Source organism: Pseudanabaena sp. PCC 7367 (genome assembly GCF_000317065.1).
Classification (GTDB): Bacteria; Cyanobacteriota; Cyanobacteriia; order Pseudanabaenales; family Pseudanabaenaceae; genus Thalassoporum; species Thalassoporum mexicanum.
Genome location: NC_019701.1, coordinates 3,042,357 through 3,064,979, shown reverse-complemented (window position 1 = coordinate 3,064,979; position 22,623 = coordinate 3,042,357). Strand labels below are relative to the sequence as shown.

21 protein-coding genes are annotated in these 22,623 nt (G+C 46.3%); 13 read left to right on the top strand and 8 right to left on the bottom strand.

The genetic code is table 11. The features are described 5' to 3' along the window. Positions 1-43: 43 nt before the first annotated feature. On the bottom strand, positions 44-427 hold the full coding sequence (locus PSE7367_RS12145) for a hypothetical protein (RefSeq protein WP_015165644.1): 384 nt from the start codon (positions 425-427) through the stop codon (positions 44-46). A 491-nt stretch (positions 428-918) separates the two neighbouring features. Between PSE7367_RS12145 and PSE7367_RS12140 the strand changes: the two genes are divergently transcribed. The 4 genes from PSE7367_RS12140 to PSE7367_RS12125 all read left to right on the top strand — a co-directional run bounded on the left by PSE7367_RS12140 (position 919) and on the right by PSE7367_RS12125 (position 6,400). Next, positions 919-2,388, top strand: a complete 1,470-nt coding sequence (locus tag PSE7367_RS12140) for a nicotinate phosphoribosyltransferase (protein ID WP_015165643.1) — start codon at positions 919-921, stop codon at positions 2,386-2,388. Positions 2,389-2,671: 283 nt separating this feature from the next. Continuing rightward, positions 2,672-3,268: a nicotinate-nucleotide adenylyltransferase gene (locus PSE7367_RS12135; protein WP_015165642.1), complete on the top strand. Its 597-nt coding sequence runs from the start codon at positions 2,672-2,674 to the stop codon at positions 3,266-3,268. Beyond that, positions 3,238-3,987 (top strand): NUDIX hydrolase, encoded by a 750-nt coding sequence (locus tag PSE7367_RS12130; RefSeq protein WP_015165641.1) that lies wholly within the window; start codon positions 3,238-3,240, stop codon positions 3,985-3,987. The genes PSE7367_RS12135 and PSE7367_RS12130 overlap by 31 nt, the downstream gene beginning before the upstream one ends. Before the next feature lie 574 nt (positions 3,988-4,561). After that, complete coding sequence (locus tag PSE7367_RS12125; protein ID WP_015165640.1) at positions 4,562-6,400, top strand: NAD+ synthase; 1,839 nt, start codon at positions 4,562-4,564, stop codon at positions 6,398-6,400. Positions 6,401-6,430: 30 nt separating this feature from the next. Here PSE7367_RS12125 and PSE7367_RS12120 read toward each other — a convergent pair whose 3' ends face one another. The 3 genes from PSE7367_RS12120 to PSE7367_RS22035 all read right to left on the bottom strand — a co-directional run bounded on the left by PSE7367_RS12120 (position 6,431) and on the right by PSE7367_RS22035 (position 7,495). Further along, a complete protein-coding gene (locus tag PSE7367_RS12120; RefSeq protein WP_015165639.1) occupies positions 6,431-6,718 on the bottom strand; it encodes a 2TM domain-containing protein in 288 nt (95 codons plus the stop codon). Between the two features lie 8 nt (positions 6,719-6,726). Next, complete coding sequence (locus tag PSE7367_RS12115; protein WP_015165638.1) at positions 6,727-7,095, bottom strand: sensor histidine kinase; 369 nt, start codon at positions 7,093-7,095, stop codon at positions 6,727-6,729. A gap of 250 nt (positions 7,096-7,345) precedes the next feature. Beyond that, complete coding sequence (locus PSE7367_RS22035; protein ID WP_015165637.1) at positions 7,346-7,495, bottom strand: hypothetical protein; 150 nt, start codon at positions 7,493-7,495, stop codon at positions 7,346-7,348. A gap of 174 nt (positions 7,496-7,669) precedes the next feature. Here PSE7367_RS22035 and PSE7367_RS12110 point away from each other — a divergent pair, with 174 nt between their 5' ends. Next, positions 7,670-9,238, top strand: coding sequence for a glycoside hydrolase family 13 protein (locus tag PSE7367_RS12110; RefSeq protein WP_015165636.1), 1,569 nt, complete (start codon positions 7,670-7,672; stop codon positions 9,236-9,238). Here the strand turns inward: PSE7367_RS12110 and rsmA are convergent. From rsmA to PSE7367_RS12095, 3 genes are all read right to left on the bottom strand, one after another. Beyond that, positions 9,192-10,028, bottom strand: a complete 837-nt coding sequence (rsmA, locus tag PSE7367_RS12105; protein WP_015165635.1) for a 16S rRNA (adenine(1518)-N(6)/adenine(1519)-N(6))-dimethyltransferase RsmA — start codon at positions 10,026-10,028, stop codon at positions 9,192-9,194. The two genes, PSE7367_RS12110 and rsmA, sit on opposite strands and share 47 nt — an antisense overlap. Before the next feature lie 337 nt (positions 10,029-10,365). Then, positions 10,366-11,004: a chemotaxis protein CheW gene (locus PSE7367_RS12100; protein ID WP_015165634.1), complete on the bottom strand. Its 639-nt coding sequence runs from the start codon at positions 11,002-11,004 to the stop codon at positions 10,366-10,368. A 122-nt stretch (positions 11,005-11,126) separates the two neighbouring features. Continuing rightward, on the bottom strand, positions 11,127-12,452 hold the full coding sequence (locus PSE7367_RS12095; protein WP_015165633.1) for a response regulator: 1,326 nt from the start codon (positions 12,450-12,452) through the stop codon (positions 11,127-11,129). Between the two features lie 680 nt (positions 12,453-13,132). On the opposite strand from PSE7367_RS12095, the gene PSE7367_RS12090 reads away from it, so the two are divergent. From PSE7367_RS12090 to PSE7367_RS12070, 4 genes are all read left to right on the top strand, one after another. Beyond that, a complete protein-coding gene (locus PSE7367_RS12090; protein WP_015165632.1) occupies positions 13,133-13,624 on the top strand; it encodes a YajQ family cyclic di-GMP-binding protein in 492 nt (163 codons plus the stop codon). Positions 13,625-13,975: 351 nt separating this feature from the next. Beyond that, positions 13,976-15,016: a formylglycine-generating enzyme family protein gene (locus PSE7367_RS22755; protein WP_225882654.1), complete on the top strand. Its 1,041-nt coding sequence runs from the start codon at positions 13,976-13,978 to the stop codon at positions 15,014-15,016. Positions 15,017-15,030: 14 nt separating this feature from the next. After that, a complete protein-coding gene (dapF, locus tag PSE7367_RS12075) occupies positions 15,031-15,927 on the top strand; it encodes a diaminopimelate epimerase (RefSeq protein WP_015165629.1) in 897 nt (298 codons plus the stop codon). A 48-nt stretch (positions 15,928-15,975) separates the two neighbouring features. Then, on the top strand, positions 15,976-17,502 hold the full coding sequence (locus PSE7367_RS12070; protein WP_015165628.1) for a YifB family Mg chelatase-like AAA ATPase: 1,527 nt from the start codon (positions 15,976-15,978) through the stop codon (positions 17,500-17,502). A 15-nt stretch (positions 17,503-17,517) separates the two neighbouring features. Here the strand turns inward: PSE7367_RS12070 and PSE7367_RS12065 are convergent, their stop codons facing one another. Further along, positions 17,518-18,201, bottom strand: coding sequence for a nitroreductase family protein (locus tag PSE7367_RS12065; protein WP_015165627.1), 684 nt, complete (start codon positions 18,199-18,201; stop codon positions 17,518-17,520). Positions 18,202-18,651: 450 nt separating this feature from the next. Here PSE7367_RS12065 and PSE7367_RS12060 point away from each other — a divergent pair, with 450 nt between their 5' ends. The 4 genes from PSE7367_RS12060 (at position 18,652) to PSE7367_RS12040 (ending at position 22,564) form a co-directional block, all read left to right on the top strand. Beyond that, positions 18,652-19,308: a microcompartments protein gene (locus tag PSE7367_RS12060; RefSeq protein ID WP_015165626.1), complete on the top strand. Its 657-nt coding sequence runs from the start codon at positions 18,652-18,654 to the stop codon at positions 19,306-19,308. Positions 19,309-19,368: 60 nt separating this feature from the next. Beyond that, positions 19,369-20,190 (top strand): pentapeptide repeat-containing protein, encoded by an 822-nt coding sequence (locus PSE7367_RS12055; protein ID WP_015165625.1) that lies wholly within the window; start codon positions 19,369-19,371, stop codon positions 20,188-20,190. Positions 20,191-20,691: 501 nt separating this feature from the next. Next, positions 20,692-21,468, top strand: a complete 777-nt coding sequence (locus PSE7367_RS12045; protein ID WP_015165624.1) for a PspA/IM30 family protein — start codon at positions 20,692-20,694, stop codon at positions 21,466-21,468. A 232-nt stretch (positions 21,469-21,700) separates the two neighbouring features. Beyond that, on the top strand, positions 21,701-22,564 hold the full coding sequence (locus tag PSE7367_RS12040; protein WP_015165623.1) for a Tab2/Atab2 family RNA-binding protein: 864 nt from the start codon (positions 21,701-21,703) through the stop codon (positions 22,562-22,564). The last annotated feature ends 59 nt before the right edge of the window (positions 22,565-22,623 follow it).

Genomic DNA, 22,623 nt, shown 5'->3' with positions numbered 1-22,623 from the left:
TCAAGGCACTTTGGCGCAATATCTAGTTTTTATTTTAAAGGCGCTAGTTTTTGCCATCCAAAGAAGAAAACAGATTATATTCACCAAACAGGTGTGAAAGCCGCTCTAGGATTAAGCCAATTTCAATATCTGACTTACCTTCCATCCCCATCATCAAAAGCTGCAAACCCACTTCAACCGCATCATCCGCACTCAGTCCCAGCGATAATGTATCGGTTGTCTCTGTTTTCTCGGCATCAGGATTGCTTAGCTCGATCGGCTGCTTGATCTCAAAGCTGAGATGAACTTCGGTGGGATTTGTTGTTTGGAGCCCTGCTTCAGCTCCAGTCCTGAAAATGCGGTTGCCAGTAACCGTCATACTGCCAGAGCTACTGCTGACTTGAATATCTTGGGTGGCAAGGGCATGATCACTGAGATGGCTAGTCATTTTGGCAATTCCTTCAAACTTTACGATCGGTTATTAAGCCTCTTTTGGTATAAACCACGATAGCCCATCGGAGCGATCGACGGTCGCGTTACCCCCCGATTTCGCAATAAAAGATCATAAATGGCGATCATAGTAGCGATCGCTGATGCCAAATCGATCGGGGACAAAGACAATTAGAGTTAGCCCAAATTTATATTTGACTATTCCTTTGGTTATATTAAATCACACTATAAATATTTTTGCACACAAGTTATACAGAACCTGACATCAGAATATGTAATTGTTGATCAATTAGTTATTTGCTTCAGATCCCGACATTACTTTTACCAATAGCAATCAATCTCTAAGGGACTTTTACCACTAACAAGTTATTGCCTTGTTCAATTTCTACAGTGCCCAACAGGCCAGCTATTGATTCAGATCAAAAATTAACACTAGTCAAATTTGGTGATTATCACTATAATCAAAAAATCGAATTTAGTTAACCTTTAATGAAAGTCGATCAACAAAACTCAAATTTACAAGCATTGGCGATCGATCCTGCTCTGATCGCTAAACCAAATGACTATGCCATGCTCACCGATCTCTATCAACTCACTATGTCTGCTTGCTATGTGGGCGAGGAGATTGATCAAAGTTGGGCAAGTTTTGAATTGTTCGTGCGACGATTACCAACGGGAATGGGCTATCTGGTGGCGATGGGCTTGGCGCAAGTGTTGGATTATTTACAAAACTGGCGATTTGATCCAGGCCAGATTGAGGCTTTGCAGCAAACAGGTATCTTTGACCAGCTTGAGCCCAAGGTGAGCGATCGCTTCTGGTCACTCCTGGCCGAGGCAAAATTCACGGGTGATCTGTGGGCGGTACCAGAAGGAACCGTGGTATTTGCAAATGAGCCAATTTTACGAATCGAAGCGCCATTATGGCAGGCGCAGATCGCCGAGACTTATATTTTAAACACAATTAATTACCAAACCATGATCGCCACCAAGGCTGCTCAGATGCGGGATCTGGCAGGCGATGATGCTAAGTTGCTGGAGTTTGGCACCAGACGGGCATTCAGTCCCCAGGCTTCGTTGTGGGCGGCAAGGGCGGCGATCGCCGGTGGCATGGATGCAACTTCTAATGTGCTGGCAGCCTTAAAACTAGGTCAAAAGCCCAGCGGCACTATGGCTCATGCCTTGGTGATGGCGATCGCGGCGCTAGAAGGTACAGAGGAAATGGCCTTTGCGGCTTTCGATCGTTATTTTCCTGGCAGTGCCCTGTTAATCGATACCTTTGATACGGTTGAGGCAGCGAAGCATCTGGCAGCTAAACAAGTGGCGGGGGAAATCGAAGTCAAGGCAGTGCGGCTTGATTCCGGCGATCTGGTGGCCTTGTCGCAGCAGGTGCATGAAATCTTGCCAGATACATTCATTTTTGCCAGTGGTGATATTGACGGGGCGGAAATCCAGCGCTTAAACCAAGCTTCTGCCTGCATTGATGGTTATGGCATTGGCACTAAGCTTGTTACTGGTGCGCCGGTAAATGGTGTTTATAAATTAGTGGAAATTGCCAATAAACCTGTGGCCAAGTTTTCCAGCGGCAAGCAAACCTATCCAGGCCGAAAGCAGGTGTGGCGATCCTCCGATCGCGCTGGTCGAATTGTGGGCGATCGCCTTGCCCTGTTCACTGAACCGGAACCAACTAATTCAACTGAATCAACTGAATCAACTGATCATGGTGAGCATTATTCAACGAAGCCTTTACTTAAACTAATTATGCAAGCAGGAAAATTATTGACACCACGGCAAGACCTATCAACAATCGCCCAATTCACCAGGCAATCAGTAATGGCATTGCCTCAAGCCATAAGAGCTGTGGATAAGCCCCAATCGCTGCCGATCGAAGTTTCGCCGCTGTTGCAAACTCTCACCGATCAATTGGCTCAAGCCCATGCAAAGCATCAATCAATCACCTGAATTTGCTCAGGCGATCGCCATACTGAAACATGATCAAAATTTCATGTTCCGTTAATGAATTAGTGCAAGGATTGTCTAGCACTAGATTGCAGTAATACTGTGCCCAAATTGTAAACAGATTACTTGAGCTATCTGTCCTAAAATAAATGTTACTGGTTTGGTTCTATATTCTATAACCTAGACGGAGTGACGATCTGCCTGTAATCATGCTTCATCGTCGCTTGCTGCAAATTCTTCTAAATTACTCTGACCGGTTACCAAAAAGTTTATGAGCAACCCGCCTATGAATATAGCTCTATTTGGGAGTAGTGCTGACCCGCCCACTGTTGGCCATAAAGCGATCATTGAATGGCTAGGACAAAAATTTGACCTATGCGTGATTTGGGTTTCCAATAACCCATTCAAATCCCACCAAGCCAGTATGGAGCAACGGTTAGAGATGGTACGACGGATGATCGCTGAAATTAATAATGCTCATCCCGATCGGCCAAATATTGAACTACATCCTGAAATTAGTAGTCCCCGCAGCTTGTTTACGGTGCAGCAAGCTCAGCAAATCTGGCCAGATGCTACTTTTCATCTAGTCGTAGGTTCAGACATTGTGCCGCAACTGCATTCCTGGTACCACGCCAATCAGTTGTTAAACCTGGTAAATTTGTTAATTGTGCCCAGACAAGGCTATGCTTTATCGGAGCAAGACTTAGAGGCGTTGCGGATCAGGAGAGCAACCTTTGCGATCGCCAACATTGGTGTGCCACAGGTTTCATCCTCTGCATACCGCGAGTGTGACGATGATTCGGGTATAGTATCATCTGTAGCCGAGTATATTCACCAGGAGCACCTGTACGAATGGCAGGAAGCAAGACCCGTTTCCCCCTAGCTGAGTTTAAGGTTGGGGTTGACAATGTAATTTTCTCTGTTGACACCGCTCAAAATCGCCTGTTGGTGCTGTTGGTGATGCGCGATGCCGAGCCATATCGGGATTATTGGTGCTTGCCTGGAACCTTGGTGCGCCAGGGTGAATCCCCAGAGGATGCCGCCTATCGCATTCTGGCAGAGAAAATTCGGGTTAAGAACCTCTACCTTGAGCAGCTTTATACCTTTGGCGAAGTGGAAGATAGCCGCGATCCACGCCAAGATCCTGGAGATCCTGGCAAAGAGCATCGGTTGCAATGGGCTCGTTATCTATCAATTAGCTACTTTGCCCTGGTGCGATTTTCAGAGGCGGAGTTGATCGCCAATGGCGTAAGTGGGATCGCCTGGTATTCTTTGCAGCAAGTGCCACAGTTGGCATTTAGTCAAAATCGCATCCTTGAATATGGCCATCGCCGTTTGTGCAATAAGTTGGAATATAGCCCGGTAGCCTTTGATGTGTTGCCAGAACTATTTACCCTCAATGACTTGTATCAATTCTATGCCACAGTATTGGGTGAGAACTTCTCTGATTATTCTAACTTTCGCACTAGATTGTTAAAGTTAGGATTCCTAAATGATACGGGAGAGAAGGTTTCGCGGGGAGCCGGTCGCCCAGCCAGTTTATATAAATTCGATGCAGCGGCGTTCTCTTTACATAAGGATAAGCCAATGGTGTTTATTTAGTAGTTAGGTATTTAGTCAGCATCTTGCTATCGAAATCATAAAAGCATTCCTAGTGCATCTTCAAAAGACTTCTTTTGCATGAATACATCTAGCTCAAAGCATTCAGGTCATTACTTGCATAACGTCTTGCTTGAAATAGCACTAGTAAAGATTCAAGACACCTCTTTTGCAAGGCTACCTGTAGATCTAATCGATCAAAATAGTTGCACTGACGCTTACCTAACCACTCTTCTGAAATAGGTCTAGACTCTTGCTAGTTAAGGCTCTATTAGTTTGTCAATCGGCTTAAAAATTTCCCGCTCGAGTTAAATAATTAACCTAACTATTATTATTGGCTGGGCTCCACTCAATTTCTATGGAGCATGGTTTATGGTATGAACCTTTAATTCTGAGTCAGTCAATTTAAGTATAATCTTTGCTTTATCGTCAATTCTGGAGTTCGTGCTACCACAATCCACTAAAACATATTCAAGCATAAATTAAGAATCTGATTACAAGATCAATCGCCAATTATTCTACATTCGGATCCAGGAAGTAGCCCAATCAGGAAATAGAATCAAAAAGGAGAATTAGCATGAATGATAGCTTTTCGATCGCAGTTGCCCAGTTAAATCCGATCGTCGGCGATCTAGCCGGAAATGCCACCAAGATTTTAGTTGCTGCGCAGCAATGTAGCGATCGATCGGTGCGATTGATGCTCACCCCCGAACTATCTTTATGCGGTTATCCACCCCGCGATTTGTTGGTTTACGATCGCTTTATTCAAGATATGGCGATCGCCTTGGCACACTTGGCCCAGGAGCTACCAACCGATCTGGCGGTATTGGTGGGGACCGTAACGGTGAATGAGCAGGCTGCTCAAATCGGCACCAAGCCTTTATTTAATAGTGCTGCACTCTTAGCAGGTGGAAAAGTGCAGCGGATTTTCCATAAGCGATTATTGCCCACCTATGATGTATTTGACGAAGATCGCTATTTTGCCCAAGGTACAGAAAGTAACTTCTTTGTATTGCCAGTATTGCCAGTATTACCGCGATCGCCACAGGATCAGATTGCTACCACGAATATGAATGATTTTAATTATGCAGAAGATCTAGATCCAGCTCAGGATCATGATAATGGGGACTTGATCAGAATCGGCGTGACCATTTGCGAAGACTTCTGGAACGACGAGAGGTTCTGGGGCAAGCGCAATTATGCGGCGAATCCAGTGGCTGATTTGGTGAATTGCAACCTGGATTTATTGGTAAATCTTTCTGCTTCTCCGTTTGCGGTGAATAAACAAAAACTACGCGAAGCAATGATTCAACACAGCGCCAAGCAATATGATTTGCCGATCGTTTATGTGAATCAAGTGGGCGGGAATGATGATTTATTGTTTGATGGCAATAGTGTCGCCTTTAGCCGCGAAGGTTATTTAATTGGTAGAGCGAATGCTTTTAGTGAAGATTTATTGATTCTTGATTTTGATGCGAAAGAGCGCAAGTTAGTTAGTTCCACTCTGGTTGATTTGCCAGAGACAGAAGAAGCTGAGATCTGGCAAGCCTTAGTTTTGGGATTGGGTGATTATGCGCGTAAATGTGGCTTTAGGAAAGTAGTTTTGGGTTTAAGCGGCGGGATTGATTCGGCATTGGTGGCAGCGATCGCTGTAGCGGCAGTGGGAGCAGATAATGTATTGGGAATTCTCATGCCTTCGCCCTATAGCTCTGAACATTCAATCAGTGATGCCCTCAAGCTGTCCCATAGCCTGGGTATAGAGACTCAAACAATTGCGATCGGTGATTTAATGGCATCGTTCGATCGCTCCCTCAGCAAGCTGTTTATTGGCACTGAAAGCGATGTAACGGAAGAGAACTTGCAATCACGCATTCGCGGTAATTTATTGATGGCAATTTCCAATAAATTTGGCCATTTACTATTGTCTACTGGGAATAAATCAGAACTGGCGGTGGGCTATTGCACTCTCTATGGTGATATGAATGGTGGGTTCGCGGCGATCGCCGATGTTCCCAAAACTAAGGTATTCTCACTCTGTCGCTGGTTGAATCAAACTCAGCAATATGGTAACAAGCCGCCAATTCCCACCTTGGGTAAAAGCGAAATCATTCCTGCCCACATCATTAGCAAACCGCCTAGCGCCGAACTAAAGCCGGATCAAGTGGATCAAGATTCCCTGCCACCGTACGAAGTGCTGGATGATATTCTGGCACGTTGGATTGATCAAAAAGCTGATGTATCGCAGATTATCGCCGCAACTGGATATGACTCGGCGATCGTTGAACAGGTGATCCAACTGGCCACTAGGGCTGAATTCAAGCGCCGTCAGGCTGCCCCTGGCCTCAAAATCACCGATCGCGCCTTTGGTTCTGGTTGGCGGATGCCGATTGCTTCGCGGCGATCGTTATATTCATAAATCCTTGAATTCTTAAATATAATGAGCAAGCTATTCTTGTTGTCGGGATTGCCATTGTTGGAACTGTCGTTCAAACCGCTCTGAATTAAGCTGATAGGCCTTGCAGCCTTCCCAGGAAATCCCAAAAGTAGCCAGCAGGATTAGCCAGTAGCACCAGTCAAACTGACCATCGATCGCCAAGTTGGTCGGCACAAATAGAACAACAGTAACCAGAAATAAGCTCAGCTTAATCTGAAAATGAGTTCTGAGTTGGCGGCTAAACTGAAGCCTCTGGGTGGCAAGTTTGGCGCGAGGAGCTTGATTCGGGGAATAACTCATAGAAGGGACTAAATTAAAGGTGAGTGGGTAAAGAGAGTGACTCTAAATGTAGTGCCTTGCCCTTCTTGGGAGGCCATCTCAATCTTACCACCGTGCACTTCTATCGCTTTTTTGACAATCGAAAGCCCTAGGCCAGTGCCAGGTATATTTTCAGCATTCTTAGCGCGGTAAAAGGGAGCAAATAGTTCTCCTTGCTCGGCGGTGGGAATGCCAATACCGCGATCGCTAATTGTAAAAACAACTTGATCCTGGTCAACCGTTACAATTAGATTAATCGTACTAGAGTCGGGGGAATATTTAATCGCATTGGATAATAAATTTTGCAGCACAGTTCTGACTGTATTTTTATCCAGGCAGGCTTCTTTGCGATCGCCCAAGAGCTCAAATTTAATAGCTCGCTAACCAAGCCTTCGATCGCTGCATGTCGATCCTGGAAATTCAAATATTCAATAATCCCCACTACTACCACCAATTGCAAACCAAATATCATGGCCAGGGTAGTGCGTAGCGGCAATCGCCACAATGGGAATTTGCGTTTTTGGGTTTGGGCTAGCATCCGTCAAAATAGCTTGTCATATATAATCAACTCAATCGGAATCAACTCATCGATCGGTTGTATAGGATATCCTACTGAGCTGGGCGATCGTTATATCTCTCTTCCAGACAAATTTCTACATCATTCACACAACTCACATAGCTTCGCCAAAAGAACAGAACCGCAACAGTGATGATCAGGCCAGCCACAAATAGCAAAAGTTTGAAGATCGGCTCTTTCATTATTCCTTGCTCAATGCAATCCTATCAACTATAACTATTCCACTGAGTGATGCTGGGGCTGTTTAGGCAATTTTTGCTACATTAATTTATCTTCCTATAACAATTAAGTTGCATACCTGATCATCTTAGGCTAGAAAGGGTTAAGTACATCAGGTGGTGGCAATCGAGAAATTTATGATAAATCCAAGTCCTCAAACTATCAATACACCAGACTGGGTTAAGCATGCCGTTTTTTATCAAATCTTTCCCGATCGTTTTGCTAGAGCTGCCCCCCCGGAGGATTCAAATGTTCAACGCAGCGGCAAGCGAGCCAATTATCAGAATCATGCGATCGCCCGTGCAATCTTGCAAGAGTGGGGGACTGAACCCACCTATGAAGGTTACATGGGTGGGAACCTGTGGGGGGTAATTGATCAGCTTGATTATTTGCAAGAACTGGGCATCACTGCGATCTACTTTACCCCTGTATTTCAGTCTGCCTGCAATCATCGCTACCACACCCACGACTACTATCAAATCGCTCCACTCCTGGGTGGGAATGAAGCACTACAACAATTACTTGCTGCTGCCCATCAACGAGATATCAAAGTGGTGCTTGATGGGGTATTTAACCATGCTAGTCGTGGTTTCTTTTTCTTTAATGACATTCTTGAAAATGGCCCTAATTCACCCTGGCTGGATTGGTTCACGATCGAAAAATGGCCACTGAGTGCCTATGATGGCTCGTTGCCTGCCAATTATTTGAGCTGGGTGAACAATCGCGCTCTGCCCAAATTCAATCACCAGAATCCGGCGGTGCGTGAGTATATTATGCAGGTGGCGGAATATTGGCTAGGGCAGGGGATCGACGGCTGGCGATTGGATGTGCCGGACTGTATTGAGGTAGAGGGCTTTTGGCAGGAATTCCGCGATCGCGTTAAGGCAGTTAATCCCGATGCTTATATTGTCGGTGAAATCTGGGAAGATGCGAGTCAATGGCTGGATGGCACTCAATTTGATGGCGTGATGAACTATCCCTTTGCCGAAGCCACAATCGCCTTCGTGGCGGGGGAACGGGTATTGCTTGAGGAAGTCAAAAAAACAGCTTATAAACCATACCCGGCGATCGATGCCAGTGAATATGCCGATCGGCTCAAAGAATTATTAAAACTCCATCCCTGGCCAATCCAGCTTACCCAGCTTAACTTGTTCGATTCCCATGATGTGCCCAGGCTGTTTACGGTGGCAGGCGGGGAAATCGCTAATAAGAAGAGGAAGAGTAACCATAAAACAGCAGCAAAAACTACCGTAGAGTTGGCGACCCTGTTGCTGCTCACTTTTCCTGGTGCGCCCAGCATTTATTACGGCGATGAAGTTGGCTTGCCAGGAGCCCATGATCCCGACAATCGTCGCGCTTTCCCTGATGCCAGCGAATGGGATAAACAAGTATTGCAATATCACAAGGAATTGATCGCCCTGCGCCATGCCCATCCCGCTTTGCGAATTGGTGAATATGAAGTGCTATTCGCTAAGGATATGGCCTATGTGTTTGCAAGATCTTTACCTGGTCAGCCGGAAGAGACGGCGATCGTGGCGGTGAATGCTGGTAATGAAGCAATCTCGATTCAAGTTCGGGCTGAACTGGAACACAAACCAAGCCAGATTGTTTATGGGAAAGGGCAGGCTAATTGGCTGGGCAATCAGACTACTTCGGCGATCAATTTTGATCTATCGGCGCGATCGGGTTTGATCCTGGCGGATTAATCGCTTTAGCACGATCAATCGCATCACTTAACCTTACCCAATCGCTCACCGTCAAATTCTCGGCGCGGCATTTGGGATTGATTTCTAAGTCTTCAAAAATAGGTAATAGTCGATCGCGCTCGATCACCGACCCCAGATTGTTATGCAGCATCTTGCGGCGGGTGGCGAACCCCAGAGAAATTAAGGTATCCATCAGCTTAGGATTCTGAGCGGCTTGCAGCGGCGATCGCGGCATAATACTCACCACAGCCGAACTTACCTTGGGCGGTGGTGTAAATGCCTTGGGTGGTACATCACAAATATATTCACAATCAGCCAAATATTGGGTGCGAATGCTGAGGGCATTGTATGCCTTAGTGCCAGGATTAGCAGTGAGGCGATCGCCAATTTCCTTTTGCACTAGTAAAACAATCCGATCGAATTGCCCTACTGGTTGCGCAATTTTGCCCATCAGCCGATGCAAAATCGGGCTAGTGATGTTGTAGGGGATATTCGCAACTACCTTATTAGGCGTTTCTGGCAGCGGCATCTGCAACAAGTCAGCTTCGATTAGCTCAAAATTATCTTTATGCTTAAACTTACGCCGCAACTGCCGACATAGATCCCGATCGATTTCCACGGCAATCAGCGATCGCACCCAGGGCAACAGCATTTCGGTCAGATTGCCAGTGCCGGGGCCAATTTCCAAAACGCAGTCATCAGAATGCAAATCGGCAGCGGCCACAATTTTATAGAGAATATCCAGGCTGTTTAACCAATGCTGGGCAAACCGCTTACGGGGGCGGCTCATAGGCAATCACTTTAGCTCAAATAGCTAATTTCAAGTATGGGGTTTTCGATATAACTACCTTGACAGTCTACTACTACTCGACCACGTTAATTATGATTGGTAGCACTCTTGCCAGAGAATTATTACAATCACTAATCGATCATCAAATTCATTGTGGCGGACTACTACTTGCAGAAAGGACTAATCAATAATTAATAATCCAGTCTGCCTGATTCCCTGCTGGCAATACTGAGCTTTTGCAAGAGTTTTATTGTTTACTCCCTGGTTTGCTCTTGGTTGACTAAATTCCTTACTGCCATATCGCTACTAAAGATTTTGCATAACTTTAGCAACAGTTTTACTGCACGTACAAGGAAGGTGAATTAGCGATCGCTTCAATGTCCAAAATGTAAAGCTGATGTTGGTCACTATCCAGGCACTGCTTAGTATAAGCATGTAGTCCCGGTGGGATCGGTGGAATACAGGCTTGGATCTGATCAGGGCGAAATTTGACAATTCCGGCGATCTCCCTCACGGCCAGAAGCAAGGGCGATCGGTTGGCACGATCATCACCATTGCGTGAACCACTTGACTCAGAATTAGCAGCTTGTTCTTGTTCTTGTTCTTGTTCTTGTTCTGTAGATGGTATAACTTTTTCTAGCTGCGGTGTCACCATCATGGCCGCATAGCTATGATGGGCATCTTCTAGGGGCGTAATATTCAAAAGGGCCGGTAAATCAATCACCCAGTAAACATGCCCACGATGATTAAATAAACCCAGGAAGCAAGCAGGCATATTGGGGATGGGCACAATACTTTTAGCATTAATACTGATCACTGTATCTGCCCGCAGCATCTCGATCGCTGCCCAGGTTTCATTATTCAGGTGCAGTTGAATATATTCGAGCAGGTCAGGTGTGGCTGATTGCTCTAAATTTGTAGCGATCGCTCGATCGTCATTCGACTCGGTATTACTTTCTATCAGTTGCTCACTCATTAGCTAGCTCCCCATCTCCACCGATTGCCACTTGCCCATTAATTACCTAGCGGATACTGACATTAAAATAGCGATAACCCTAAAATCAATCCTGAAGTTAATCTAAAATATTAATCTAAAAGTTAATCTAAATGTCTGAACACCATCTTCAGCAAGCCTTCTTGGGTAAATGGCTTAGTCATATAATCCGTTGACCCAGACAATTTAGCCTTAGCCCGATCGATAATGCCCGTATTACCTGTAACCATGATGATCGGCGTGCTTTTAAACTTCGGATTTTTCCTGATTAAGCGACACAACTCATAGCCATTAATTTTCGGCATGGTTACATCCATCAAAATCAAGTCTGGTTTGGCTTTCAGGATTTGCAGCAGGGCTTTGAGCGGATCACGGATCGCCACAATTTTAAAACTATCTTCGCTCAAGAAACGACTGATCTCATTCAAAACCGTCGGACTATCATCCACACAGGCGATCGTATAGTTTTTGGTTTGTGCCGGAATTTCAGTTTGCAGAAGGGTTGGATCTTCCCCCTGTGCCATCATATCCACTTGTTGGGAAATGACCTGATTGGTCAACCGTGCAAACGAGGTGGGCAAAGCCTCTGGCACCTTCGGCAGGACATCAAAGGGAGGCTGTGGATCGCGTAGGATCACCACCTCTTCACAGATATAGGGCATCAAGCTGCCCGCAATTTTTAGTTCATCCCGATTGAGCAAAATCGCCAGATGCCGAAAACTAAATCCCTTCAGAATTGTCCTGAAGCGCTGATGGAGCTGTAATTCCGGGAGGATTTGCTTTTGTTTTTCGGTTTGGCCAAAGAAATAGGGGCGTTGATAAGGAGACCAGATTTGCGGTGCTAATAATTGCCAAAGGCGCAACCGTTGTTGACAGAACATGGCCAGTGGCATCAGCTCCGTGGCATAGATGGTTGGTTCATTACCCAGCCCAGGATGAAACCGATAGGTAATATTATCTAGCCAGAATAAAGGTTCGATCGCTTCTTTGCTGATCGATTCTAATAACAGGGCTCCTTGTACATAGGTTAAATATTGTTGTTTGACCAGCCAGCAAATTGCCGTATAGTCATTGGTACGCAGCGAGGGATCAATATTGCCATAACCAGTCATATCCTCACTAATTGATTCGGTTGTATCCTCAAACTTCATGCACACCTGTGCCCGAAATTCCTTAGTCAAGCGCGGTATCTGATGGCTCATCATCCGCATATGACAAATGAGGCGATCGAACTTTTCGATCGAATTAGTCGCAAATGTAATTTTTCCTCCCTCAATCCGCACAATCCAAATTACCTGATTGCCAAATAACTGGAGCAGGCCGGTTGTTTTGCGATCGCAAAAACCTTTCAAGACATCAAAAGGAATCCCGGTTGCCAGGTCTTCTGATGGAGCTTGCTTATCTTTGCCAACTTCATTTGCGTTCATCATAGTGAGCCAGAAAATTTGCCTAACTGGGAGTTGATCCCGTTAATTTAATTTTGTTAACTTAATCAAACAGTTAACCTACCGAGTAGCTTAGATACATCTAGCTGAGTAGATGAATAAATATATGAATATCGTAATTAAAGGGTTGGTAATGATTCGATTGCTACCGCAATAACCCCACTGTTGGTATTTTCAAAATAATCCCAAAATAAACTAAGTGTTTAGCCTTAATTTTAAAGATTAAGTATCCAGCAATACTCAGGTTTATGCTTCCTCAAGTTTATGCTTCCTCAAGTTTGCTGCCGTTCATTGTTCAGCAACTTTCTTAACAATGCTGCCGTCCCAATTAAATTACCCTATTAGCGTCATATGGGCGTATTTAGTTAGCCTTTATCAATTACCCACTGAGATTCTGAATTCTAGAAATTCAATCATTTACCACTTCTATGTTAACCCCATCTTCGGTATGTCAACATACTTAAAACTACATAGAGACAGGTTAAGTTGATGGCTTAAGTCCACCATTGCTCATGTGCTTAGCTGTATTACTTGCTCTAGGGAGGATTACCGATCCGCTGGCGCTTTATGGCCTGGAAAAGTTTAGATAGTCTAAAAAGTTGCGCCCTGCTGCGGTAAATTGGCTATGGTTGTAAACAATAGATTCATCTAAATCAATACATACAATGGCTGGAACCTACTCATTTGATATCGTCAGCGATTTCGATCGCCAGGAATTGGTAAATGCGATCGATCAGGCTAAGCGGGAAATTGGTAGCCGCTATGATCTTAAAGACACAAACACAGAAATTGAGCTAGAAGCCAATTCGATCACCGTGAAAACTGATAGTGAATTCACCCTGGAAGCAGTGCTAGGGGTCTTGCAGACCAAAGCAGTGAAGCGGCAACTATCCTTAAAAATCTTCGACTATGGCAAGGTTGAATCTGCCAGTGGCAATCGCGTCATACAGGAAATCACCCTCAAAAAAGGGATCGACAAAGACCTGGCCAAAAAGATCTCGAAGTTGATTCGGGACAGTTTCAAAAAAGTTCAGGCTAGCATTCAGGGTGACGCGGTGCGGGTTTCGGCTAAATCCAAAGATGAACTGCAACAGGTAATTCAGTTGCTCAAATCGGAAGATTTCCCCGTTGCCTTACAATTTACTAACTATCGCTAATCCTCGCTAATATCAATATATATTACTAAATATGTTACTAATAGATTTGTCCTAGGAACCTGCTTTAGGTAAGGTGGCCTAAAGCCATCAATGCCTAGGCGATCTGTAAATAAGTAAATAATAAATAAGTAAATAAATAGTGGCGGCAACCCTGATGGTCTAAATTTAAACTTGTTAAACTTAGATTTTGTTAAACTTAAGATTTTCAAGGCTGCTCTGATCCTGAAATTCAGCACCTCCATGCCACTAACTCTCTTTTGGCAAGTCTAAAAGTTGCTTGATCTGATTTGCAATCAGGATTCAGATTGTTAGTTAGACAGTTAATCTAGCTAGGGAAACGCATATTTATCCGTGAACATCTCCGAGAACGATCTGACTAAATTGATGGAGCGCCTGAGAAGCAGCAACATCGAAGAACGGCTGGTAGCACTAGATCAGGCGGCTAGTTGCGGTGAAGCAGGTTTAAGGTTACTCGCTGCCGCTCTGGGCAGTAAATCCTGGCGAATGCAGGCCAAAGCCTATGAACTGCTCTGCCGCATTCAAGTTAAGCTAGCTGAGCAGGCTTTACAAAGCCCTAAACTAGCAATTTTTGAAATCCCGATCGCCCAGAACTATGCAGCCGACTATGGCGACATCTATAGCCTATCGAGCATACCTAGAGATTTAGGTCAGCTACAAAGTAATCGGCAGATTGGATTCAAAGAACCGCTTGATCCTGGCATTGCCCTAGAAATGGCGTTAATTCCTGGTGGTGAATATCTGATGGGGGCATCCCGATCGCACCTGGGTGAGGCCATCCACGAAAGTCCACAGCATACGGTGCAATTACCAACCTTTACGATCGGCCGCTATCCGATTACCCAGGCACAATGGTTGACCACTTTTAGTCGCAATCCCTCCTATTTCCAGGGCGAAAACCTGCCCGTTGACAGTGTTTCCTGGGAGGACGCGGTGGAATTTTGCGATCGGCTCAGCCATAAAACCAAGCGTAGTTATCGTTTACCCACCGAGGCAGAATGGGAATATGCCTGTCGGGCTGGTAGTCAGACCCCATTTTATTTTGGTGAAATTCTCGAACCAGAACTAGCCAATTACTATGCCACTGGCGTAAAGAGCACTACCCCAGTCGATCAATTTCCTGCCAATGGCTTTGGGCTCCATGACATGCATGGTAATGTGCGGGAATGGTGTTTGGATTGCTGGCATAGCAGCTATGAGGGCGCACCCACCGACGGTAGTGCCTGGCAGGGCGGTAATAGCAAAGATCGAGTGTTACGGGGCGGTTCCTGGTTTTTGTCGGCCGATTGCTGTACTTCTTCGGCGCGGATCAGCAGCCAACGCGATAACCGCAGCTATTACTATGGATTTAGAGTAGTTTGTGAATGGAGTTAGGAGTCACACGATCTATGCCGATCGCCTTCAGTAAGTATCATGGCCTGGGCAATAATTTTATTTTGATCGATAATCGCCACCAGGCTGAGCCGTTGCTGAGCCAGGCAGAGGCAATCGAATGGTGCGATCGTAATTTTGGTATTGGTGCGGATGGGGTGATTTTTCTATTGCCAGATACTAATAGTCAGGAAAGTGGTCAGGGTAATGGCCATGTGATGCGGATTTTCAATTCCGATGGCTCGGAGCCGGAAATGTGCGGCAATGGCGTGCGCTGTCTGGCTAAGTTCATGCAGGATTTGGAGATCAAACCGATCGCTGCCGATCCCACTAATGGTCAGCCTAATCCCCACTACAAGCTGCAAACCGGGGCGGGCTTGATTGGGTTGCAACTGGATGCCGATGGCCAAATTACGGTGGATATGGGTGAGCCCCATTTGTTGGCTAAGGAAATCCCCACGACTTTAGTTGATGCCGAGGAAAAGGCGATCGCCATAGACCTCGAAGTTGCTGGCCAAACCTGGCAAGTTACTACCGTTAGCATGGGCAATCCCCACTGCATCACGTTTATAGATGATGTGGCCAAAATAGATTTAGCAGCGATCGGCCCCCAGTTTGAGCATCATTCGGCATTTCCACAACGGATTAATACCGAGTTTATTCAGGTACGCGATCGCAATTATGTCAAAATGCTGGTGTGGGAGCGCGGCGCTGGCGCAACCCTGGCCTGTGGTACGGGAGCCTGTGCGGTGGTGGTGGCGGGAGTATTGAATAATGTTTGCGATCGGCAATGTACAGTTAATTTACCCGGTGGTGATCTGCGCATTCACTGGTCAGAAACCACCAACCATGTGATGATGACCGGGCCAGCGGTAAAAGTTTTTACTGGTTTGCAGGCAGATGGGATTAACTAATCACTTAAATTTAAACCAAAATCTTAGCTTAAAGCATGGGGAGAGCCAGTGTTAGCAAGGGTCTGGAGTGCTTCAATCCTGGGCATTGATGCGATCCAGGTGGGTGTAGAAGTAGACGTGAATGCAGGCTTACCAGGGATCGTGGTGGTAGGTTTGCCCGATGCAGCGGTGCAGGAATCCAAAGAGCGGGTCAAGGCGGCGCTAAAAAACTCTGATTTTGCTTTTCCCATGCGCCGAATTGTGATTAATCTCACCCCAGCCGATCTGCGCAAAGAAGGGCCTAGCTTCGATCTACCGATCAGTGTGGGCGTGCTGGCAGCCTCCGAACAGCTTGATGTAAGACTACTGGCCGATCATTTATTCCTGGGCGAGCTGTCCCTGGATGGCTCCTTGCGAGCAGTGCCTGGGGTCTTGCCCGTCGCGGTTGCCGCCCAGAGTATGGGCATCAAGGGGCTGGTAGTGCCCAAGGGCAATGTCAGGGAAGCCTCGGTAGTAGAGGGCTTAGATGTCTATGGTATGGAAAATCTGGAACAGGTGGTGGATTTCCTTAATATCCCGGATAAATTCGCACCCGCACCAACTCGCACCGATCTTTCTGATCGTGCCACCACCAAATTTCACCTTGACTTGAAAGATGTGAAAGGTCAATCGATGGCACGGCGAGCCCTGGAGATCGCGGCATCCGGTGGCCATAACTTAATTTTTGTGGGGCCGCCTGGATCGGGTAAAACCATGCTAGCCAGGCGATTGTCAGGGATCATGCCACCGATCGGCTTTGATGAAGCACTCGAATCGACCCGCATTTATTCCGTGGCCGGATTGCTCAAAGGCCAGGATTTAGTGGCAGAACGACCCTTTCGCAGTCCGCACCATTCTGCCTCTGGGCCTTCACTGGTAGGTGGCGGCAGCTATCCCAAGCCCGGTGAAATTTCCCTCGCCCACAATGGCGTGTTATTCCTAGATGAGTTAACCGAGTTCAAGCGCGATGTATTGGAGTTTTTGCGTCAACCGCTCGAAGATGGCTATGTGACGATCACCCGTACCCGTCAATCGGTTGTTTTTCCGTCTAAGTTTACGCTGGTGGCTAGCACTAACCCCTGCCAATGTGGTTACTATGGCGATTCGGTGCATCCCTGTACCTGTACCACCAAGCAACGGGAAAACTACTGGGCACGATTATCGGGGCCATTGATGGATCGGATTGATTTGCAAGTGCAGGTGAGTCGGCTGAAGGCAGAGGAATTGACCAGTTTCCGCGAGGGGGAAGGCTCAACCGCAGTGCGATCGCGGGTGGAAAAGGCACGCCAGATCCAGCAGGAACGATTTAAAACTGAATCCGATGTAAATTGTAATGCCCAAATGCAAACCCGCCACCTGCGCCAGTGGTGTGTGCTTGATGCCAGCTCCAAAAAGATGATCGAGGCGGCGATCGAGCGGTTGGGATTGTCGGCGCGGGGTACCGATCGGATCCTCAAGGTCTCCCGTACGATCGCGGATCTGGCTAAATCCGAATCGATCCAGCCCAAGCATGTGGCGGAAGCAATTCAATATCGCACCCTCGATCGAGTTGCTTAGATTTATGGTTTCAGGCTAGCCATTGTAGGGACTATCCAGGCTGCCCACAAATACCCGTCGTGATTTGGGCAATCTGCCGGGGCTAGACTTTTGCTCATCGGTATAGCCAATTGGTAGCAACAGGGCGATCGCCAGATCATCTCGATCGGCAATGCCAATCACCTGCTTCACTTGATCTTCCAGCCAACCATTCATAAAACAACTGGCCAAACCCAAACTTTCTGCCGCCAAGGCCAGATGCGTCGCCGCGATCATGGCATCTTTGATCGCATACTCGCGGTTTTTTTCGCCTAGTGCTTCCTGAAATGGCGGCATGCTGCTATTGAGAAAACCAACAAATTCATCATTCCAGGCATTATTTTCAATTCCGAGCCGACAAATTTCCTGCCACCGCTCCTGGTCTTGCCAGATATAGGAAGCGCCCACAAATACAAACGTAACTGGGGCTTGAATGATTTGTTTTTGACCCCAGGCGGCCTCCGCCAGCGCTGCTTTTTGGGCTTCATCTTGCACCATAATCAAATGCCAGGATTGCAAGTTCCAGCTACTGGGAGCCGCGATCGTCAAGTCCAACAGTTGATTCAATAATTCAGGCGCGATCGGCTCACTATTAAAACTACGAGTCGATCGCCGCTTCAAGATCGCCTCCGGTACGGCCAAGGGATTAGTCGCTAGATTAGTTTTTTCAGCCAAGTTCATTATTTTTCTCCGTTATTATTTCTGGATACCGTTATGAACGCCAATTCGCACCAATTCGCATAAATATGATCGACTCAATTCCTGCCCAATATCTAGCTAGTAGAGCACCAAAATAATTTATTCAGTTCCGCCAAGCATGAGTCATTACCAGGATTAGAGCCCAAACCTAGCGACACCTACATCTCAAACTAATAATCCTATCCATGCTATTTACAGAAGCAACAAATAGTTGGAATCACTTTAATTGCAATTGCAACTACTTGATAGATTAGCTTAACTAACCAGCGATCGCAATTGTTTATAGTAATTAATTTGCCAATTAATTTCTCAACTAATTTCTTGGGGTTAGTAATAATCCTAATAGACCAGAATAAATGGTTAGATGGTAGGAGGGAATCAACGTTACTGATAGCGGATGAACCCCAATTTAGATGCGCGGAGAGTTGAATTTTGGGCGTAGACCTGAGAAGTTATGTATACATAGACAGTTTGCAACCACAGCACGCTGCCTATATGGGAACTGTATCGATCGGCTTTTTGCCCCTTCCCGGCGATACCTCTTTGTGGATCGAAGTTTCCCCAGGGATTGAAATTAATAAGATTACTGATGTGGCGCTCAAGGCCACCCTGGTGCGGCCAGGGGTGTTGATGGTGGAGCGGCTCTATGGCTTACTAGAAATCCATGCCAGCAATCAAGGTGATGTCAAGGCGGCAGGGGAGGCAATCCTCAGATCGATCGGTGCTAGCCGGCAAGACTGTATGCGACCAAAGATTAATTCTAGCCAGATTATCCGTAATCTCGATGCTCACCATGTGCAACTAATCAACCGCACCAGACGAGGCCAAATGATCTTGGCGGGGCAAACCCTCTATGTGTTTGAGGTGGAGCCAGCAGCCTACGCAGCATTGGCGGCTAACGAAGCAGAAAAAGCAGCGCAAATTAATATCCTGCAAATCAGCGCGATCGGCACGTTTGGGCGCTTGTATCTGGGCGGTGAAGAACGGGATATTATGGCAGCGGCAAGGGCGATCGATGCGGCGATGGCAAGTGTGATCGGTCGAGACTATGCCGATCTGGCAAATGTGGGTAGTAGTCGTAAAGAATAATATTGGGACAGGGCGATTGGGAAATATTCATAAATTTAGACATGGCTGGAGGTACAGGGCATGGCAGATGCCAACCACCTAGCTATATTGCAAAATGGCATGACCGTTTGGGTTAGTTGGCGGCAGGCCAATCCACAACTCAGACCCGATCTCAGCAATGCGGATCTGAGTAATCGAGATCTGCAACGCGTAGATTTTCATAACTGCGATCTGATCGGGGCAAACTTGACCGAGGCGAATTTAGTGGAGGCTAATCTCAGCGCTGCTGATTTTAGTAAAGCTAATTTAACCGCTGCAAAACTGGAGTCCGCCAATTTGGTCGGCAGTAACCTTACCAGTGCCAACCTCAGAACAGCTAACTTGGTTGATGCCAGTCTAATTGGTGCGATCCTTTGTAATGCTGATTTACTGGAGGTTAATGCCAGTGGAGCCAATTTAATTGGTGCCGATCTCAAGCAGGCACGTCTCCGTAATGCCAAATTAATTCAAGTCAATTTAAGTCGAGCCAGTCTTTACCGTGCAGATTTAAGTTACAGCGATCTCAGCCAGGCCGATCTCAGCGGCGCAGTTCTTGAGCAAGCTGAATTAGTCAATGCAATCCTTAATTCAACTAACTTTGTCAAAGCAATCTTGATCGAAGCGCATTTAACTAATGTGGTAGCGATCGGTGCCTTGTTCCAAATGGCTAATCTTCAACATGCGGATCTACGCTGGGCAAATCTGGAGCAGGCTAATTTTAGTCAGGCCGATCTTGGTAATGCCAACCTAAAACAGGCACAGCTTAGCAAAGCAAATTTCAGCGGCGCTAGTTTAGATGCGACTACCCTGGATCATGCAATCCTGACCGGAGCCACGATGCCGAATGGCAAGCTAGCTGTTTAACGCAGCCCCAGAATTAGCCTCGGCCATATATATAATGATATTTAATGATATTTGGCCATAGGGTTGCAACTGGCGCAAATCTGCTTACTGCGATCCTACCGCCAGCAGATCAAGTCTTTAAAGGTTGTGTATATCAGGTGCAGGTATATTGTTTGGCAAAAAATAAGTCACGATCGGTAATTAGCTTGGGCAAACCGAACCAACCACTTACCAACTTATGCGCTGGGTTGTGATTCGCTATTTATTTCGCAAAACTTTAGCCAATGATCTGTTGTTCGCGCCTTTAGATCAGTTTTGACTAAGAATGTTTGAAACTCTGTCTGCCCCCTTGTGGTAATTAGGCTGGGGCGATCGCAGCCATAAATTTACGAGACATTAATTTACTTAATAACTAGGCGATGTGGATCAAATGTAATCATGAGCCTATGCTATATTTGAAGCATCGATCGCTTGAGTCGGTTCAAGGATTTTGCGTTTGTTGTTAAGGGAAAAATTAAGGAAATGGGATTACTCGATCGCATTGGCATGGTGCTCAAATCCAATATTAATGCCATGGTCTCCTCTGCCGAAGATCCAGAGAAGATTTTGGAGCAGTCAATTATTGATATGCAAGAGGATATGGTGCAGTTGCGTCAGGCGGTTGCCCAATCTATGGCCGCACTGAAACGGCAAGAACAGCAGCTAAATCAGGCTCAAACTCAATCCAATGAGTGGGAACGACGGGCTATGCTGGCGCTACAAAAGGGTGATGAGAACTTGGCCCGCGAGGCACTCAATCGCAAAAAAGGCTATGCAGACACGGCAGGTTCCCTCAAGGCCAGTGTCGATCAACAGGCTGGACAGGTTGATACGCTCAAAAAGAATTTAGTTGCCTTAGAAGGTAAGATTTCTGAAGCCAAGACCAAGAAAGATATGCTGAAGGCCAGAATGCAATCAGCTAAGGCTCAGGAAAATCTGAACAACATGCTTGGCAAGATTAATACCAGTGGAGCCAGTGCCACCTTTGAGCGGATGGAAGAGAAGGTGATGATGGCGGAAGCCAAAGCAGGCGCTAGTGCTGAATTAAGCTCTGACGGCTTGGAGCAACAGTTTGCCCAGCTAGAAGCATCGAGCGGCGTGGATGATGAATTGGCGGCTTTGAAAATGAAAATGTTGGAATCTTCTAGCCAAGAGGCACCTGCCCTGGAACCAGCGGATGACGTTGGTAAAAAATCGGTAGGAAATATGATCGATGCTGAGTTAGATGCGCTGCGTCAAGAGCTAGATCAAGACAAATAAGTAGCTAGTTAGCAATTTTGTTTGGGTTTGCTACTAGTTTAAGCACATCACCTTAATTATTTATAATTTAGGGTGCTGCTCCCATTTGCTAACGCTTAATATATCTGCCGCTCTTAAGCCCCGATAAGCATCGATCGATAATTTATTTTTGAAGCTCGTTATTTTAATTCAGGTTTTTAATTGAGGTAAGGTGAGATTAACTAATTGATTTCACCTTACTTTTTTAGTGACTATGGCCGTAATTTGGGAGCTTGATTTTTATTCAAGACCAGTATTGAACCAGAATAAGAAAAAAATCTGGGAATTGTTGATTTGCGATCGCACCAGGCAAATGGAGTGGGTGCAAGAATGCCCCAGCGATCGGGTTAATTCAGCTTGGCTGGCCGAGCAGTTGCAGACTGTGATCCAAAAAACTGGGCAAACGCCCCAAAAGGTGAGATTCTTCCGCCCCAGTATGGCCAATATTATTACGCGGGGTTGTAATCAAGCTGGATTGAATCCCCTCGCCTCGCGGCGGGTATTTACGCTGGCGGCCTGGTTGCAAGAGCGCATGGCGCAAGTTTATCCCCAGCAAGAGGGCTTTCAAGCCGCTGACCCCAATCCCCTGCCCCTGGCGGTGCCGATGCAGCAGATATCTACGCGGCCGATCCCCGATGCTTTGATTGGTGAGGGTTGGGCGATCGTATCATTGCGAGCTGATCAGTTTGCCTCGGCTGGCGATTGGTCGATCGACTTTGAGGAGTTATTTGACCTGAGTTATTTAAGCGATGACACTTTGATCCCAGGTTTGATTATTTACTCCCATCGCGCCACCCCCCTAGCAGCATGGATGGCAGGGGTTGATCCGGTGTTTCTTAAATTTGTGACTAATCAGAACGATGGTAGCAGTCAGATGCTTTTAGAAGCTAATGCCGATGCCAGATGGCTGGTGGCTAATTTTCAATCAGCGAAGGCACCCAAAAATGCTAAGGCGATCGCCGATGGCCAAGCCTTTGAGACGGCTAAACAAAAAGCAGCGCAAGTCCATTTTCTGGCAATCCAGGATAATCCTGATTCAGAGGATTTTGCGGGATTTTGGCTCCTCAAAGAAGTATAAATGTATCGTTATATACAAACTTTTGGTTGGCTAAGCTAAGATGTGGAAAGATGCACAAT